Origin of the sequence: Blautia sp. CAG:237 (genome assembly GCF_000436615.1) — a bacterium.
Taxonomy (GTDB): domain Bacteria; phylum Bacillota; class Clostridia; order Lachnospirales; family Lachnospiraceae; genus Blautia_A; species Blautia_A intestinihominis.
The window spans coordinates 12,366-30,064 of the sequence record NZ_FR886730.1 but is presented as its reverse complement, the minus strand read 5'-3'; the positions used below and the strand labels follow the sequence as shown (position 1 = coordinate 30,064).

12 protein-coding genes are annotated in these 17,699 nt (G+C 36.0%); all 12 read right to left on the bottom strand.

The features are described from left to right. Positions 1–165 precede the first annotated feature (165 nt). Positions 166–573: a phage holin family protein gene (locus QZL69_RS07065; protein ID WP_022214520.1), complete on the bottom strand. Its 408-nt coding sequence runs from the start codon at positions 571–573 to the stop codon at positions 166–168. Between the two features lie 79 nt (positions 574–652). After that, positions 653–3,727, bottom strand: a complete 3,075-nt coding sequence (locus QZL69_RS07060) for a tetratricopeptide repeat protein (RefSeq protein ID WP_022214519.1) — start codon at positions 3,725–3,727, stop codon at positions 653–655. 242 nt (positions 3,728–3,969) lie between these two features. Further along, on the bottom strand, positions 3,970–4,308 hold the full coding sequence (locus tag QZL69_RS07055; RefSeq protein ID WP_022214518.1) for a hypothetical protein: 339 nt from the start codon (positions 4,306–4,308) through the stop codon (positions 3,970–3,972). A gap of 161 nt (positions 4,309–4,469) precedes the next feature. Continuing rightward, positions 4,470–6,062: an AAA family ATPase gene (locus QZL69_RS07050; protein ID WP_022214517.1), complete on the bottom strand. Its 1,593-nt coding sequence runs from the start codon at positions 6,060–6,062 to the stop codon at positions 4,470–4,472. A 221-nt stretch (positions 6,063–6,283) separates the two neighbouring features. Continuing rightward, positions 6,284–6,628 (bottom strand): hypothetical protein, encoded by a 345-nt coding sequence (locus QZL69_RS07045; RefSeq protein ID WP_022214516.1) that lies wholly within the window; start codon positions 6,626–6,628, stop codon positions 6,284–6,286. Continuing rightward, positions 6,625–7,458: a hypothetical protein gene (locus QZL69_RS07040; protein ID WP_022214515.1), complete on the bottom strand. Its 834-nt coding sequence runs from the start codon at positions 7,456–7,458 to the stop codon at positions 6,625–6,627. The genes QZL69_RS07045 and QZL69_RS07040 overlap by 4 nt, the downstream gene beginning before the upstream one ends. A 22-nt stretch (positions 7,459–7,480) precedes the next feature. Further along, on the bottom strand, positions 7,481–8,125 hold the full coding sequence (locus tag QZL69_RS07035) for a diacylglycerol/polyprenol kinase family protein (RefSeq protein WP_022214514.1): 645 nt from the start codon (positions 8,123–8,125) through the stop codon (positions 7,481–7,483). 115 nt (positions 8,126–8,240) lie between these two features. Continuing rightward, on the bottom strand, positions 8,241–10,637 hold the full coding sequence (locus tag QZL69_RS07030; protein ID WP_022214513.1) for a hypothetical protein: 2,397 nt from the start codon (positions 10,635–10,637) through the stop codon (positions 8,241–8,243). Positions 10,638–10,945: 308 nt separating this feature from the next. Continuing rightward, on the bottom strand, positions 10,946–13,507 hold the full coding sequence (locus tag QZL69_RS07025) for an HD domain-containing protein (protein ID WP_291518804.1): 2,562 nt from the start codon (positions 13,505–13,507) through the stop codon (positions 10,946–10,948). A 932-nt stretch (positions 13,508–14,439) separates the two neighbouring features. Continuing rightward, positions 14,440–14,991 (bottom strand): hypothetical protein, encoded by a 552-nt coding sequence (locus QZL69_RS07020; protein ID WP_022214511.1) that lies wholly within the window; start codon positions 14,989–14,991, stop codon positions 14,440–14,442. Beyond that, the gene (locus QZL69_RS07015; protein ID WP_022214510.1) at positions 14,984–15,841 is read right to left on the bottom strand and encodes a hypothetical protein; all 858 of its coding nucleotides are present in this window, start codon (positions 15,839–15,841) and stop codon (positions 14,984–14,986) included. Before QZL69_RS07015 ends, QZL69_RS07020 begins: the two co-directional genes overlap by 8 nt. Positions 15,842–16,382: 541 nt before the next feature. Further along, positions 16,383–17,699 (bottom strand): AAA family ATPase (locus QZL69_RS07010; RefSeq protein WP_291518801.1); only part of this gene is annotated, 1,317 nt, incomplete at its 5' end.

The window sequence follows — 17,699 nt, the reverse complement described above, 5'->3', positions numbered from 1 at the left end:
TTTTCATATAATTTATTTGAAGTAGCACAATAGGTTAAGAAATGGAAATTTCTTCTATATAGGTTTGCTGATTATCATAAATGAATACTTTTGGTACATTTCCAGAAATGACTTCCAAATCATCCATACAATCTTCGTATGTACGGTTTTCGATTAGTCTGGCTTTTACTTTTTATTTTCTTCAGACGAATCATCTTTCATCTGTTCCAGGATACTTTTTAATTTCTGTGGAACTGATACCCCGATTACTGTTATATTCTCTAAAATGCCCAGACCCTCACTGGAAATGTAAAAGGAAAGAACTGCTGTGCGGATCACATTGCCGTTCTGAAAAATCAGCAAATCTATTACATTACCAACTGCTACCAAAAGGATAATACATGATTTTTTTATGATTTTATCAAGCGTGATTTCTTTAATTTTCTTATTATAGATTCCAGCTAATGTGCAAGTTATATATTCGATTGCCATAAATATAAGTAACGCCAATAATAAATCATCGCAGCCGCCAAGTATTTCTCCTGTAATTTTCTTCACCGCCATAAGTACATCAATTAACTTTGTAATTTTCATCTCTGCTACCTCTCTTTCCATGCATTCAGTTCTTTGTATGCAGAGATAATAGCAAATTTCTTTTAATTTGGCTGTGATATTAAATGTTCTGTTTTTCTTCTAAAATTATGTCTAAATTATGAACATATTCATCAAGTGTTGTATCCTTAAAGTTTGCCGCAAATTTTTTCGCTTCTTTTCCACAGAAAATAGCTTTGTCATTCTGTTTCATTCTATGATAAATTATACACAGATCAACATAAATATATCCTCTGTCCAGTATTCCGTTTTCATCGCATAACTGAAGTGCCTTTTCCAAATGGTCTGCTGCCATATCATCTTTTCCTATGAAAGCAGCACATGTCCCAATTTTATGATGCATCAATCGTTCCAGTAATGAATCATCTTTTGTAAATGGTGCTAATTTTTCCAAATATTTAACTGCTGTTTCATAATCCCCCATTCCCATATGACAATTAGCCATTCCTATGTAGGACTGTGCCAGTTTGGGGCTATTCTCAGAAACATTTTGCTTAATTAGGCGAATATATTTCTTATAATATTCCATCGCCTCTTCATACTGATCTGTATGTTCCAGTAAATCTGCGTAATTTTGATAGTCCATACACACATCATCAAATGGGATATTCCGCATATTTGCTGCACGTTTAACAATATCACGATACATTTTCAAAGCTTCTTCTATTTTTCCCTCTTCCCAAAGTATCAATGCCTTATTATTTAAACACTGAAGTACATGATAGCTTTCTTCGCCATAAAGTCCAAAATAAATAATATGGGCTTCATTAGCGAAATAAGAAGACCGTGTTTTTTCTCCAATCTGATAAAGGAAATTTGAATATTCCAAATATACATCTGCCAAATCATTACTATTCTTTGCCAAATTTTTTTCACGAAAACGAATCACTGTTTTATAACATTGTTCCGCTTTCGGAATATACTTATCATATCCATTTGCTACAAAATCCGTACATAATGTCGCCATATAATAAATGTTCATAATAAATTCAGAATCGTTTTCATCTTTTTCGTCGATTTCAATAGCCTTTGTCAACATCTTATATGCCTTTGTCAGTTCTCCCATTGCCTGATAGATTACAGCAATACTTGAATAGTCTGTCGAAAGTTCTCTTCGCGGAAGATTCGGAATACTTTGATCAATTTTCAGAGCACGTTTATAATATCTTATCGCCTTTGTGGCTTCTCCTTTATGGAAATAGATATTTCCATATTCATGCCATAAATAAGCCCATTCTCTTTTGAGTCGTTGATCAGGATCTATCTGTTTCATATATCTTCTCGCAGTATTCAAATACTGAATAGCTTTTTCTGTCTCATCCATCCTAAGCCATAATTCGCCGTAATTTCTATAGTCTCGAATCAGCATTTCTGGGTTCTGAATCGTTTTATCAATTTCTATTACTTTTTCTATCAGAGTTTTGCACAGCAGATAACTGCTTGCTTCAAAGCAGACATAATATAATCTGAGCAAGAAAACAGAATCATCCTCATTACCCCAATGGTCTTCAAACAGATCTGCCACAGACCAGGAAAACGGAATCAGATCAAGCTTTGTATATCCTTTTCCCCAATATTCTCCAAGATCTAACTCTCTGGACAGTTCATGTACAAATGGAGATGCCGTGTCATACAGGATCTGTTTCTGCTGTTCTCTGATCGCTGCTGCAATAACAGAATGCATCCAGTAAATATGTTTTCTGTCTTTCACGCTATGCTCTAACATTCCAATATCAAAAAGTTTTAGCAGTTGTCCGTTCTTTTTTGTTTTAAACCATTTTTTCGCTTTTGCAAAATCAAATTGTAAATTTGGTATTACTGAAATACAGGTAAGCAGAATCTTTTCCTCTTTGCCATATTCTACAATGGAAAATAAAATGCACATCTGCCGGATAATGGTATCATCATTTTGTAATTTCTCATGCTCACAGGAAACATCTTCTTCGCTTAGTTTAAAACCTTTTTCGACCAGTTTGGAATATAGCTGATGCAGAGACATTTCTTCTATGTATGCCGCTTTTGCAATAAACACAATCATAATCGTAAGTTTTGCTGTGAGCGTGATGATATCATTAACTGTTTCATTGTCTCTTTCTTCAAATTGATAATGACGATAAAATAGCTCTCGACATTTATCCATTTTCAGAGGCTGTAGATACATTATTCTGTGAAATCCCGGAAATGTTTGCTGCCTGCTTGTTAGTAGTATTCGGCATGGAAGAGAACTTAATTTCTGTAAATATTTATCTTCCTTTACTTTTTCAATATTATCTACGATTAACAGCAGCTTTTTATTATATTGTGCCGCTTTATCCTGGATTTTTGACCAAACATCCTCTAAATCCCCTGACAAATGCAAGGCCTGTTTTATGGATAAGCGAATATCCTGATTATTATATGGGATCCACGCAACATTTTCGATTCCATTTTCCTGAACTTCCGTATTCATAATACGGTTCAAAAATGCTTTTACAAGTTCTGTTTTTCCAAGTCCTCCAACTGCCGAAATCATCATATTCTGTTCTTTTTCTACGATTTCTGAATATAACTCTTTAAGTTCTTCTTCCCGACCAATCAGTTCTTCTACAGCCGCATCCGGTGAGTCAGAAATATACTTTGGATATTTTGCAGGAGGATAATCTGCTTCCAGTCTCATAAAACTTACATCTAAACTGAAAACACTTTTCTTTTGCCATGCACAATCTGCCTTGTCGGAGCAAATTAATATCGCAGCAATTGCACGTGATTGCTGATAAGAAGAAGTTTCTGCAAAACTCTTGTTGATCTGTTGTTTTATATTATCTGGGATTACTGTGCTTTCTTTAAGTAATCTCTGTAAATCTGATAACATCTTTGTTTTTTCAAATTCGCCAGATAGGCAAACTTTTTCGATACTCTCTCGAAATATTTCATATCCATTTTCGGTATATAACTTCTTAGCTACTCTTCTGTGAATGAGAGTTTGACCGGACGTTATCTTTCGAATTGAGTCATTATCGTATAAGCCATCTCCTGTCAGCGCATAGATATCCTGAAAAATCATACGATAAAACTGTTCTTTTTGGTAAATCCCAAGAGGTTCTTTTAGGTAACTGTATATGATATTAAATGCTGTGTAAAAATTTTTTTGGTTCATAAACTCCCACCTTAATTTTGTAATACATTCCAATTTCTTCAGCGGTTCTCTTCTATTTCCGGTTCTTCTAAAGGAGTCGCACTGTTAATCCTCAATAATCAGTACCTGTTCATCTTACCACATTTCTGAGATAATCGCTTCACCAACATTTCTAAACATAAATTCGTACAATTCGCTCGATTTGTGCGATTCGCTCGATTCGCTCAAATAACTCTAAGGTACAATGCAGATAAACGGTGTTTCTATCGAAATAGATTCATCTGTTTGTACCTAACACCCTCTTCCTTTTCTGTGTCAAGTCTTCCACCAGGATCAAGGGGCTTCTCTGGGAAGGCGATGGATTCCTGCTCCTTTACAAACTTCTTTTCAGCAACTTCTACACAACCTATCAAAAACAACTCCGGTTTATTTTTGGATATTTCTCCTTCATATTTTCGTATTACACCAGTCGAGAGATTCGTACTTTTATTAATCTCACTCTGGATTTTGTTTAGTTTTTTCTTGGTCAGCTGTTTGATTTGATCACATAAATCCTGTATTAAATATTGTGGTTCTTTAACAGTTTCTGTATTTTCTTCCATTTCTCCTTCAACTCTCTTTAACTTTTTAATATTAATCTATTGTATCATATGTAGAACTATTTTTATCATTCTGTATGTCGAAATAATAGTTCGTTTTTTCGACGTAGTTGTAAAAAAAAGACATGGAAGAACTCCGCTGTGGAAGTTTCCATATCTTTTTATCAGCCCTCTATTTTATGTTTCTCTATTACGCAACTATGTTTCTTCGTGTCTTTGTCATAATTAATTCCAGCCAGCAATAAATTCCCATGATAGTCTTTCAGTGCCTCTACATACTGTTTTTCTTTTATCTGCTCAATCGCACCGCTGGCAGTTTTGTCCCATTTCAGTTCGATGACTGCTGCCGGTTTGTCTGCATGCAGTTTTCTTGGAATAAAGCAGATGTCTGCGAAGCCTTTTCCGGATGGCAGTTCTCTGACGATGGTATAGTATTCTCTTGCAAAGTAGAATGCAAGATTGATGGTGCAGCTCAGAGAGTTTTCGTTGTTGTACTGCAGGATTGATATCTCATTATGAGCACGGTCGATTCCTTCGGCTACTGTGTCTGCATCCATTTCCCATAAAGCTTTAAGTAATTTCCGTGAATCATCTACGGAACGGATGACTTCGCTCCAGTTCATAGTACTGATCGCGTTTACGTATTCCTGCGAAACTTCTTTATTTGGTATTGTAACGGTTCTGTCAGGCCAGTGGTAGCTCAGATATCCAAGATGAACCAGCAGCGTCAAGATATCATCTCGCCCCTGGAAGGATGTCATGTCATTGGAGAAAGTTCCTGTATTAATCTCGATCCGGTCGCCTGCAAGCATTCGGACCACTGCGTCTTTCAGTCCGTCAACATTCATGGAAATGTAGATTTTCAGGGCTTCATAGGTTTCGGTCTGATTCCAGTAGTTGTCATAAATGCCACTCAACATAGCATCTACTACGGATTTTGGGCTGTACATGGCGTATGTTTTTTTGTTGTTACCTTCCAGAGTTACAAGTTCATATCCATCATACCATGCCTGTGCTTCCTGAAAGTTTCTGTCATAACGACTGCAAAGGGATTTTACTTCCTCTCCTGTAAAACCGAAATATTCTGCCATATCACGGGGATTCAGCATGGAGTATTCTGTGAACATGTTCAGGGCGGAGTGGGAGCCGTATTTCTTTATGGGAAGTATTCCTGTCATGTAAGCAAGTGCTACGTATTCTTTATCTTTTAACCACATTCTCAGAAAATCAAGGTATTTTTTCTGGGATTCTATATCTTCTTTATATTCGCGGAACATACAGTCCCACTCATCGATCAGGATTACAAATTGATATTTCGTCTCTGCATAAATGTCCTGCATCGCAAACACAAGATGCTCGCTGTCAACATATTCCGGATATTTTCTTTTTAGTTCTCGGAGCAGGCGCGTCTGTAACATATTCAACATTTCCTCAACGCTCATACTCATGCTTAGAAATTCCTGTATGTTGATCTTGATGACATCATATTGATTTAAATATTCTTTGTAATCGACTTCTTTGCTGATTTTCAAATCATCAAATAGTTCTTCTGTATTTTCTTCTCTGCTGTAATATGCAGCCAGCATATTTGCTGCCATAGATTTTCCAAAACGTCTTGGTCGGCTCACACAAATGTATCGTTGTTCTGTATTTATTAATTTATTTGTTTTTTCGATTAAACCACTCTTATCTACATATATTTCAGAGCGCAGGCTATATCGAAACAGTGTGGAACCCGGATTCAGATAGTTTCCCATTTTGATGCCTCCCTTTGTTTCAGCAGTCATTTTTTTATATTTAAAGTTTATCATAATCGGCGGGCTTTTGAAATGATTTTCTTCTATACCACCTCTACAGTATTTGTACCGTCCTTTTTTCTTTTATCTCCTATCTCCTTTCTGAACAACCAAGTTTTTTATTTTCTCACCTACTCAGAAAGGAGTCTATTCAAAGCTTTGTATCAGGTTGCTTTAATCTTTTACTGGGATATTCCAAAATACTCTGCCACTGATTTGATCTTTGAAAAAGCTTTCACAATCTTTTCTGCTGTTTTTCCTGCACAGTCTACGAATGTCTGGAAGTCGTTTCTGGTAGCCTGCTGTCCTTCTGCTGAGGGGCTTTCTTCTGCTTTGGATAAGATTTTCTTCAGAATTTCCCTCTGCTTTTCATTCAGATTCTCGTCCTCTTCAACACATTTTCTGGCTTCCTTCCATTCTCCATTGTTGGTCTTCTTAGAGCCGTAATTAACTTCATTTTGTTTTCCTGATATTACAATGGAATTTGAGTTTCCTGTAATATTATTGATATTGATAAATGAATTCATAAATCGTCCTCCTCCAGATAATTTTCTTTCCGAATCTGACTGACATTATGTATATACTGTCTCTCTCCTGTCAGTTCCATGCCTTTTATCAGATACTTATTTTGTTCTTTCAACATTTCAAAGCGTTTATCAAAAGTTCTTATCTTATTTTTGACAAATGCCAAATCCGGAACAAAATCTGTACTTACGTAAGTCGCACTGACTTTATCCAGATCATCATTTCTTGATGCGCAGTAGAAAAGTGTATCAAAAATATACAACGAATCCAATTCGCAGACATCATCTACTACAAACTGGACATTCTTATAATCTTCAAGTGATGTAAGTGATCGTTCCAGATCTGCGCAACGCTCGTCATACTGTTCTAAATCATATGACATTTCGCAAATCAGCGACGGCTGCAGACTGATGATTACTTTTACAGGATAACCATTCTGGGCCCACTCCAACATTCGCCTCTTTTCACTCAATTCCAGTTTATCAAGGTCTGAATGGTTGATCTGACCTTTGATAGTAGAAAAAGGTGAAAAATGTCCATACAATCTTAACGTCGGACTGACATTTTCTTTGATGCTGCAAAATAATATCCTCTCCAAATAGTTGTCAATTCTCACGGCACGTTCCAGGCTGTCTTTTACACCAAATCTCCTTGGACAGATTTCCTGCATCTCTTTGATTTTCCGAATCGACCAGTCGATCTTACGGGTTTCATCAAATTTTAGAACATTCGGAATACCCGTTTGTACGACGACGACATTTGAACTACCATTCTGGATGATACTGTTTGAATTCTTCTGAATTTTTGTTTTTGAAAATAAAGCTTTTCCCATTTTTTATTCCTCCTCATACTATTCATATGATGAAGGAAACAATATACGTTCCCAGAGGAATCGTTATGTTATCACTTCCCTTAATGGAAACAGCTTCTATAACAGCAGCTGCCACGCTAAGTGCCAGCAACTTCTGTACTGAATAATTCAGATCATAAATAACACTGTATCCATACATGGTCATAAATGAAACGAGCAACATTGCCAGAGAACCGGAAATACTTTTCTGACTTCCATGTACATTGTAGATTCCCTTGTGAAATTTTTTTCCAACTAGCGCCGCCATTCCATCGCCATATCCCAGCGGCATGAAATATATTCCCATCGGGATCATATTTCCATAAAGCCTGAAGGAAATATTTACCAGAATCAAAAGCGAAATAAAGTAATACACGGTTCCGAAACTTTTTTTCTGACCTGGCCGCTCAACGCCATCAAACCATGAATATTTGTAGGACAAAGCCATTACCGTTCCAATGATGATCGGAACGGTGGAACATGCAATTACATTGTCAAAGATATAATTTCCAATGAACCACCAGTTCGCAACCATCATATGTGCAAATTTCCGGCTGAATTCAAGTCCGAAGCATTTCATTTTGGATGAGAAAGCCAGAACTCCTACAATATAAGCGACACTTGCTACAACACCGATTACATTTCTCATTATCTTTTTCCTCCGTTTCTTTATTATTTGAGTCAATTATAACCGGTGTTATTTCCCATAGATATATTTAGTTCGACAGACTTCCCCTTTTACAACTTCAAAAAATCAAATTGTTTTAATTGTTCCCCATATTTTTCCATTTTTCCCCAATAATTTCTTCTATATTGTTTAAATATTCTTCTTTTTGTCTCTTCCAAATGCCACGATTTGTTCGTTTATAAGCTCGTTGCGCTTTATTCATAAATAATCTCCACTCTCCTTTTTGAATTTCGGCAATGCAGACTCCGTTAAATTTCCTCTCTTCTTCTTGAATTTTGGCAATGCAGGCTCTGTTAAAATAGTAGCAACTCTGTTGAAACGCAACAGGATATCTACACGCGTTGATATAGTCTTCTACTTTTCTTAATACACTTTCGGCAGCTCCTAGATCAACATCTGTGTGCGTATCCTTTAAATACTGCTCTATACATAATTCTGCCAAAACCAGACCATATTGTATCTCAATGATGTTATTATCTACATCACCTTCGGTCAAATAAATATCGATCTTGTTCTTTAATTTTTCAATATCAATCTCTTGACTCAACTTCCACTGGCAAATCCAACTATAAAACTCTGCTTCTGCTTTTTGGAGATTTGAAAGAATCACTTTCGGAATTTGCTGTAGAATTTTTTCTGCCATTCCGTAATCCTGCCCAATATAAATATTATATTTTACCTTCATTAATAAATAAGCCGGCGATAACGCTTCTTTTAATTTATATCTGTTCACATATGCAAGAGATACATGAAAATCATTTTCTGCCAAATTGTTTTCACCTCGCAGAATGCGTTGATTAATAATATAACCGTATGAAGTAAGCACATCGCGGTTAAAATTGTTATCTCTTGCTACCCTGAGACGGTTTTCGTAAATTTCTCTTACATATTTACCATCTTTACCTCTTAATGAAAAATAAGGTTCCAACTTCATTGTAAGCATCATATATTTTTCTATATTATGTTCACAGCAAAATTCAAGAATTGACTTTACTACCTGAAATTCTCCTTCTCGATCCAAAAAGCACATTTTCCCCTTATAAATTCCTGCCATTTCATTACTGTCCAGTGCTTCTTCCAGATAACGAATTGCCCTTTCCATGGTTTCTTTATAGAATTTCTCCTCATCTATCGCTACATCCGTACTGAGTTTATACAGAATAAGGTTCCTCATTAACGGAAAGAGCCTTACTCCCGGATAGGGCGCATCACTGTTTCTGGATTTTCCACCTTCCATAAGAAAAAGATTATGCAACATATTGTCCATAATATTGCCATCGGGATTCATATTATTCAGACTCCACATCATCTTTTTGCTCACGCTCGTTGCGATACATGCTATTCTTTCTAATACATTCCGCTCTGTTTCACCAATGCGATTCCACATATCTTCCATTAATTCATTCCATAAATATTGATAAGTTTCTTTCCCTTTTTCATTTTTCCACAAAGTTTCTTTCAGGATCTGTTCCATTCCTATTCCATCCACATGGTATAACTTCCATATAAGTTCTCCAATTTTTTTAACAGCTATTGGAATGCCGCCTGTAATATCGTGGAATTTGTTCAATGCAATTTCCATGGTTTCTTTAGTTTCGGGGTTTTCTTCGTTCAATATCTTATCCAGTTCTGGAACGTATTTTTCCAGCATTTGCCGTGTGCACTGTATATTATTAGTGAGATCATTAAATACAAGAGTCTCTGCCTCTGCCGGAGCATCAATTCCAACCATACTATGGCTTAATATTAAAACTTTAGCTTTAGCATTTTTCAGGAAATCATAATGTTCAAATTTTCTATACCCTATTCGTATAACTACATAATCCCCTTGCAAATCTTTCCTTAGTTGTTGTTCCATGGTATCTGAATATTCCATTTGTTCAATATCATAGATATACGGAATGATTATTGTTTCTTGTCCTTTCTGCTTATCTAATAAATATTTCTCAACAGAAACTGTAATCCCACTTTTTCTTGTTCCCTGAATTATCATACATTTACTTTCTTTTTTGAAAAAATCATCTAATTTTTTGCGTAACTTGTCCGGACATACGACTCTATCCCATTCTTCTTTCTCTTCTTCCGATAATTCATGAGAATATTCCACTACATATGGAAGTCCTGATGTATTTATATTGACTTCCCTTTTTAATAACTTTCTCGCGATTTCTTTATACTCTGTCACAAATTGAGACAGTTCTATTCGCGGCACGTGATATGTTATATGAAATTCAATGCAGGCATTTAACAGATTTTCTGCCTGTTTCCCTGACACGCCTTTCTGTTTATATTGATATATTGTATTAGCTTTTAGCTTTTTTTCAGTGCCAATCTCTTCCCCATTCATACTGTTGGCAATCGCTTCACATATTTTCATTTGCTTCCATCCCAAAAACTTACGGCACTTTTCTACATAATCATAAAATCTTTCCCCTAATTGAATTCTTAAATTTTCTTTTTCCCCTTTTCTCATAAGCTCTGCTCCCCACATTTGATATTTTGCACTCGCAGCTGATATTCGTAATGCCTGAATATATGTAATAATCTTACAGATATCTCAGCCAAATAGCGCTCCCCCACAGATAGCCAGTCTGTCGCTGCTTAATGCTTTTTCATCTGTCAACAATTCTCGATGTTTTTATTGTATCATATATAGGACAGTTCTTGTCGTTCTGTATATCGAAATAGTAATTCGTTCTTTCGACATAGTTATACAAAAAAAAGAAACCACTCCAGCCATTCAAAAACTGGAATGATTTCTTTTCTGTTTTGCGTATTATATCAAATATGTTTTTTCTTGTTGATGTAATTATTGAGTACCTCGAATTGCTTCGCATCTATGTTTGTTTTTTCGGTGCATGTGATTCTGATCTCTATTTCACATTCGAAATAGTTATTTACATTTCTTCTCAGGTATTCTTTTAATGCGGCAAGTTCTCTTATGAGGTAATCATTTTTTACGTTAAACCACTGGCACAGGAAATTGCAGTTCCTTTCTTTTTCATTATCTTCATTATTTTCTTCGCACTTCTCGCCACAGATCAGGATAATCTGATGTTGAGATATTCGCGTCCTGTCGATTTTTACTTTTTCGCAGGGCTTTTTGCAGGCAAATGCAGACATTTGAGACATGGCTACGGGAATTTCCAGGATTAGTTTTTCTGTTATTGTCTTTGGAATAAGTCCGCCTTCTTTGTTGTTAATCTCATATTCCGTATAGAGTTTATATCCCTGCGTCAGCAAATGTGAGATCCAGTGAAATGCCGATGTTTCTGACATCTGCTGCATATTATGATGCAAAATCGGCTTTGACACTCTGTAATTGCTCATGTCTAATAAGTCTGCAAGACGGATTAATATTTTATCGAACTTTATGCTCAGAAGCTGTTGTGAGGCAACGGATTTTCTTCCATAAATATCTCGCTCATCTGCACCATGCGCTTCTGAGACTTCTGCAACGACTTCACGAATCAGGACATCGAGATATGATATATCTGATCTTTTTCGTATTTCTGCTGCACTGTCTTTTTCATGTCTGCCACGGACAATTTCTTCAAAATATCCGTCGATTTTTTTGTAACTGTCCAGCATATATTTTTTGATGCACAAAATATCCGGTCCGTTTTTCGGTAAATTTTCCTGTCTGTATTCGTCCTGCAGGTCTTTTGCCAGTTCATCCGCTTTGTCTGTATCTATGAGAAAAAGATCTGACGAAGGTATCTTTACCATTGATATGTCATGCAGATAACAGGCGAGAAATAAAATGTAGTAGTCTATCGCGGAAATCTTGAAAAAATCAATTGTATGGATCAGTTTGACTATGTTTTGGATCAAAGTGATCGCATGTTCCTGGTTATGTAACGTATAAAAATATAGATGTTTCGAACCATTCTGCCAGACATCATAAACGTATTTGTGTGTAAGTATCAGATTGTCAATTTTTACCGGATCTTTTACAAAGGAATAAAAGATTTCCATGACCCGCATGATTGAGTAATCTACAACACCTTTATTGAGAGGATCTTTCAGCACAATTTCTCTTTTTCGAAACTCTTCTGTCTGGAACCAGGGATTTCTCAAGAAGGCCAGAATTCTGAGTTCTCCATAGGTTAATGCTTTCTTACTGTTTTTCGCAAGGACCGGATGATCTGAAATTTCAACGTTAAACAGGTACGAATAAATTGTATTCATTACCATTCTGAGTATTTTCTGCGTATTTGCACGGACCAGTTTCATCTTGTCATAAAGACCTTTTTCTTCTGAAAACAGTATTTTCACTATTTCTTCATCTTGTTGTTTCTGGAATCTGGCGCAGTAATACTCTGCAACTTCATAATGTTTATTTGCATACTTTTTCAGTTTGATCTGTGCTAATCTCTTGAGGCTTTTGTACGAATCGTCATAAAGAATATGCAGTTCTTCTTCAGTCATGTCTGCATTGTCTCCCAGTAATTCTCTGTAGGTACATTGCAGATATGAAAATTTTTCTCCGCCTTTTTCGAAGCACAGTTTATCAATCTCCTGTACATATCTTCGCAGTTTGCTGATTTCCTCTTCGTTTGCAAAAGTCTGATACATGCCTACTGCTGCATCCCATATATCATCGCTGTAAGATTTCACAAACCGTTCTAATATATCTTTTCTTTCCTTTGCTGATCGCTCCCTGCCATCTATAAACCTGTCCAGTATTCTGTCCCACACTCCGGCATAAATAATCTCTTCCAATTCCTCTTTATAGATCTGCTCATCCGAATCATCTTCCGGACGGTGCATTGCAGATAAACGTTGCTTTCTGTATTTAAAAAATCTATAGTATCTTATAAGCCTGTCTTTGAATTTTTTTGTATCGCGCACCTTTGGTTCTGGCAGGTTCTGTTTTTCTTTTTCCTGACTCTGTTTTTCCAGTTTATCCAGTTGTGCTTTTACCTGTTGGCACAATATCTCAAATTTTTTCTCAAGATTTCTGTTCTCTTCATCTGAGTACATCCTGAAGAAATCACTTCCAGCCTGAGACATCTGCCGACTTATGCATTTCAGATAAACTTCACTTTCATCAAGACGATCCAGACGAACATAGCTACTTTTGCCGCTCAGATGCAGCCCAACACCATAAAGGTTGCTTTCGTAAAATTCCTGTGTATTCTGAGGATAAATTTCTGTATTTTCCTTCTGATACTTTTTCAGAAACTCCTGTTCTTTTTTTGTAATCTGCTCATTAATGTTTTCCAGTTGTTTCTGAAATTGATCTTCCTGTATATCATTTGTAAAAATGACGGAATCATCTACATAAAAATAGCTCACTCCCGTAAATGTATCTCGGAAAATTTCGGAAACTATTATCATGTATATATTTCCAAGGAAATATGACTGTGGCAGACCCTGGGGAATGCCTCTTACAAATTTGCGTGATTTTACAGCAGTCTCAGGGGGCTCTGCGTCTTTTGTTTTTTCGGTGTTTACTGTATTTTGCTGTTCATCGTCTTTGCTTTTCGGTGTTTTATGCTTCGATATCTTTAAATACTGTTCTTGTAGTTGTTCAGTGAATGTTATCGTAGCAGGTTTCCCAAAATCAAGTTCACAAAACAATAATTTCCGCAGCACTGTTTTCATAAGGCGCATGTCCTGTTCTGACAGATGTGCCGGTAAGTATCCGATGATATAGTGGTATATGATAACCGGATTAATTGTTGGGAAAAAATTTTCGAGGTCTAATGTGACTTCGTATTTGTATTCCAGAGATGTGTGATATTTTTTCAGTGCATCGTTACTGTTCTGGTTATATTTCTGGTATTGTTGTTTCCATGGTTTAAACAGGCTCTCTGGCTTTACGGAAACTCTGTTTCCATAGAAATCTGAAGGAATCAGGCGGCTTAGATTTGACAGGGTCAGCTTTGAATTCTCCTTCTCCGGTATTTCATAAACAAACAGATGAAGCATTGATACAATTGCAATCTGGGTAATTAAATCTGTAGTGTGGAGTGGCCTGAATTCCAGTTTTCCATCGACTAATTTTTTCGGTTTGAAGTATACTTTTGCCTGGATAAATTCGTCTGGATCATCCAATAACTGTTTGATTCGTTTTTTTACATCTTCTGTCACTTTGCTGACAAGTCGTTCATCAAATTTGTCCTGTAACTGATGATATAGATGTCGGTCTTCCGATTTCAGTAAATTGTATTCAAAGATGTACGAATTTAAGGAATAGATTGCTAAATATATATTGATATCGGATAATAAATGTTCTCTGTATTTCGATTCCTGCCCTGTCTTTGACTTCATTTTCCGCTCTCCTTTGTATTATTCGGTATATGCTTGTCCAAAAAATCTTTAAAGTCTGATACCACTTTATCTGATAGCACTTTATTCGATTTCTCTTTATTCAATTCCACCTTATCCATTTCATATTGCTCATGGTAAATATATCTCTGCATATCGCAAAGAATGCTGCCTTCAATTGTTAATGTTTTTTCTGAAACAAAGTCAGGACCGCCCAATATAGATTTCTTAACTTTTCCGTTTTCATCTGTTTCAAACAGCCAGTATCTGTCAATTTTTAATGTAAGATTGTGATATGATTCTGCTGCCTCAAACAGTGCTTTCGCAATTTCATATTTAATTGAAAATGCTTTTATGAATATACGAAATTCTTCTATGAATCCCGGCAAATATGTTGCGTTATAAGCATAATCCCGGCTCGCATGACATAAATATGAAGAAAAACATTTTAGTCCGTCTTCAAAAATATCCATAGAATTTTTGTCTGTTTTTAGTTCATTATAGAATTCATTATACGATTCCCATGTTGATTCATCCATATTATTACTCATTTGTATTTTCTCCGTACCATAAGTCTGAATAGACTAATTTCAGATAGTTGTGAAGATCTTCTTTCCATTTTATATAATTCTGATACTCATCTTCCCAGTTTCCTTCATTCATTGACTGGAGGCACGCAGCCGCTTCCTCTTTATCACGCATCAATCGTTCATAGAGTTCGTCTTTAGAAGCTGTTATTTTATTTCTATAATCAGGGAAGTTTCCCGTCCGAAGCAGATATTTCCCCACGGGTGGTTTTTTATGCATATCTCTGATTTTCTTTTCTTTCAGGTTAAGAGGTTTTTCCTCTATCTCTAATGGGAGAAATGGCGGTAGCAGCACTTCCTGCTCAATATAATTGGAATACTCATTGCCTGATAAGAACTGCTGAAAATCAACTGATGGACTTTCTTTTGGAATCTCCACTTCTAAAAGGATTACATTATTTTTTTCGGCAAACTCAGTATCATAGGCTCCTTTTGTGCAGGCAACAAAAGATCCTGTAAAACTCTTCTGGTATGCATTTAATGAAGCCTGCCGGTCTACTCTTTTTACCTTAACTACTGATATATTTTTTTCTTTTTGCAGGCACATCATCGAAAACACTCCTGTATAAATAGCAAGTGTCTCGTCCAGCCTCTCGATAAATACAGGTTTTAATTTTTTCTTTTCTTTGAATATCCGCTCTTTTTCGTTTTCGTATCCATCAAAAAGCAATGCATTTAACGTGCGATATGCTTCACTGTCTCCCCACAAAGTATCTCTTGAAGATTCTCCAAAAACTACTTTTCCGTCTTTAGTTCTTTCTCGAATATCTCCACCATAGAATCTCAGCATGTCTACAGGTGCTCTGTGCTCCATATGTTTCCGCTCCTTTTATATTTGTTTTCGTTTGTGAAAACAGTAATTTTCGCTGTTTTTATTGTATCACATATTGGACATTTTCTATCGTTCTGTATATCGAACTATTCATTTGTTTTTTCGATATATTTATGGTCATAAATAGATTTTCCTACTTTAGAAAGAGTATTCTTTGCTTATATTACAATTTTTCCTCATTTAGTTTAAAAAGAAAGTCTCAAAATCCTGCACAGAGCAAACTTCTACTTTATCGTAAAAAGCCCTCTTTCCGAATCGGCTTTCGCAGTATAAGTGTTTTACTGATTGTTCCATTCTCTCGTAGAAGTTATCTTCATTATGTAGGTTTGCCAGATCGTCCATAATCTGACCCATGGTGTCTATGGGATTTTCTTTTACTTTGTCGGTGACAATGATATAGAAGATCTGTAAATCAGGGTGTGTCGTGTTTTTATATGCTTCTGGCAGCAGATGATATTCCAGTGTCCATCTGCTTTCTGCTGTTTTTTAGAAAAGATTTGATTTTAATTCTGATGTTCCCATTCTACTCCTCCAGATTCATGTATTTTTTCCTTATTGCACTCATTTTTGCGAAAGATGCGGCAAAGTCAGCGTAAACATCATCGAGGCTGTCTGTTCTTTCGATGTATTTTACTCTGTGATCTTCTTCCTGTTCTGTCTGGTAGAAGTGACATTTATCGCGAATGTCATATTTTCGCATTAAGGCATCAACTGCCAGCAGGAAATTTGGACTGTGTGTTGTAAGAAGAACTGTGATATTGCACTCTTTTACCAAAAGTACGATAACTTCTGCCAGGCGGTTGATCCATTCTGGATGAAGATGTGATTCTGGCTCGTCCAGGATCAGGAGTGTTTTATCTGAGAGGTCGTTTTCTGTGAGGATTTTCTTGATGATTGAAAAAATCTTAAAGCCTGTTGCCAGATTTCCGACTTTTATTTTCATTTCTGGTGTATAATAGGTGCCTCCGGAAACCATACCCGGTACAATCTCATTGATTTGTTTCATTACATTTTCCAGTTGTTTTTCCTGGTATAAAGTTTCACTGATTTTTTTATCCTCTTCGGGCTTTCTCATTAAGCGCCGCATATCTTCTCGATGATTAACAATCCTTGATTGTACATAACTGTCGGTTCTCTTTCTTGGGGCTATAAATTGATATACACGAGGATCTTCGATAACATAAGGATCATCGATAAAATACACGCTGTCAAAATATCCATCCTGAAATTCTGATTTTTCTATATCTATATTGTCGTCAGAAATATAAAGTTCAAATAAATTTTCCTCCTGATCTTTGAGTTTTATGATTGAATACTGTTTATTGTCAGATTGGCCGATTGACTGTACTTGGTTCATAAATTCTACCTGTAAAGTTCTTTCGGCTATTTTACATGCAAAATCTTTTCTCTTTTGATCGTGAAATGAGTTTACAAAATCGCGAGCTTTCTGACATTCTGCTAATGCTTTTGGTTTGATTTTTTCCCATTCAGCACAAAATGCTGCCTCATCTTCTTCGTAAAATTCTGAAGAAGCTTTTTTCATATCTCCAATCAGGTAATCCAGTAAAGTATCCTCTCTGATCGCTTCACAAAACTGATGAAGTACCATAATGTAATAATCAGGTTTTTCTCTTACAGGCATATGGTTCAAATTCAAAATAGAAATTATAAAACTATTTCTTTCTTCCCCACAATCACGCATTACATATTCATATTCATTTAACAGGCTCCGATACAGATTTAATATTCTCAAAATTCTATCAACAATTGCTACTGCCTGATCCATATCCTGCTTTTCTTCCAAATTTTCTACCGCATTGACAATAGAATACAACGCTCT

Coding starts and splice junctions, on each gene's coding strand:
- QZL69_RS07045 (WP_022214516.1), bottom strand. CDS start 6,628: ATGAATTCATTTATCAATATCAATAATATTACAGGAAACTCAAATTCC.
- QZL69_RS07050 (WP_022214517.1), bottom strand. CDS start 6,062: ATGGGAAACTATCTGAATCCGGGTTCCACACTGTTTCGATATAGCCTG.
- QZL69_RS07055 (WP_022214518.1), bottom strand. CDS start 4,308: ATGGAAGAAAATACAGAAACTGTTAAAGAACCACAATATTTAATACAG.
- QZL69_RS07035 (WP_022214514.1), bottom strand. CDS start 8,125: ATGAGAAATGTAATCGGTGTTGTAGCAAGTGTCGCTTATATTGTAGGA.
- QZL69_RS07020 (WP_022214511.1), bottom strand. CDS start 14,991: ATGAGTAATAATATGGATGAATCAACATGGGAATCGTATAATGAATTC.
- QZL69_RS07040 (WP_022214515.1), bottom strand. CDS start 7,458: ATGGGAAAAGCTTTATTTTCAAAAACAAAAATTCAGAAGAATTCAAAC.
- QZL69_RS07030 (WP_022214513.1), bottom strand. CDS start 10,637: ATGAGAAAAGGGGAAAAAGAAAATTTAAGAATTCAATTAGGGGAAAGA.
- QZL69_RS07025 (WP_291518804.1), bottom strand. CDS start 13,507: ATGATAATAGTTTCCGAAATTTTCCGAGATACATTTACGGGAGTGAGC.
- QZL69_RS07065 (WP_022214520.1), bottom strand. CDS start 573: ATGAAAATTACAAAGTTAATTGATGTACTTATGGCGGTGAAGAAAATT.
- QZL69_RS07060 (WP_022214519.1), bottom strand. CDS start 3,727: ATGAACCAAAAAAATTTTTACACAGCATTTAATATCATATACAGTTAC.
- QZL69_RS07015 (WP_022214510.1), bottom strand. CDS start 15,841: ATGGAGCACAGAGCACCTGTAGACATGCTGAGATTCTATGGTGGAGAT.